The 638-nt window shown below is 44.7% G+C and carries 1 protein-coding gene and 1 pseudogene; one reads left to right on the top strand and one right to left on the bottom strand.

What is annotated here, in order from left to right:
- The coding region (locus R7R78_RS27210) for a hypothetical protein (protein WP_225474748.1) at positions 1–187 on the top strand (187 nt) is incomplete at its 5' end.
- Positions 188–190: 3 nt separating this feature from the next.
- On the opposite strand, the pseudogene vpoC reads toward R7R78_RS27210, so the two are convergent.
- Positions 191–638 (bottom strand): annotated as a pseudogene (gene vpoC / locus R7R78_RS27205) (efflux RND transporter outer membrane protein VpoC); the annotation flags it as partial.

Here is a 638-nt window from a genome sequence, read left to right as displayed (position 1 = left end):
TATCTGGAAGGTCGCTGCAAAGCGGCCTTTTTGTTTTTCTATGCTTGCTGTCCTACGTTCTGGTATAGCAATGCATTTGCGAGATAATCGCTATGCGTACAATGTTAGGTACTTTGCATCGAATGATAGACAACAAAAAACGCCAGTTGAAGAATCAACTGGCGTTTTAATTTCGTTGTATAACTGAACGTTATTTCGCTGGTTTCAAACCTGCATCCACATCCAAGATGTCTTGTTCGCTTAGTGTACCAACCGCTTGGCGAAGCTGAAGAACACTCAGGATGTAGTTGTAACGAGCGTCTGAAAGGTTTTTGTTCGCATCGTATAGGCGACGAGTTGCGTCTAGAACATCAACGATAGTACGAGTACCTACATCAAAACCAGCTTCTGTCGCTTCTAGCGCAGATCTCGCTGAAACTACCGATTGCTCATACGCTTTTAACGCACCAATAGAAGCGTTGATGTTGTTGTTTTGTGCACGAACATCTTTCACTACGCTACGGTATTGAGCTTCAAGATCTTCGCTTGCTGCAACGTACGCAAACTCAGCTTGTTTGGTTTGTGATGTCACGTTGCCGCCAGTGTAAAGTGGCACTGCTAGGTTAACGCCAATATTGAAGCCGTCGCTTGTACGGTCA

It is taken from the genome of Vibrio sp. 2134-1 (genome assembly GCF_033339495.1).
This window is presented reverse-complemented; position numbering and strand designations above follow the sequence as displayed.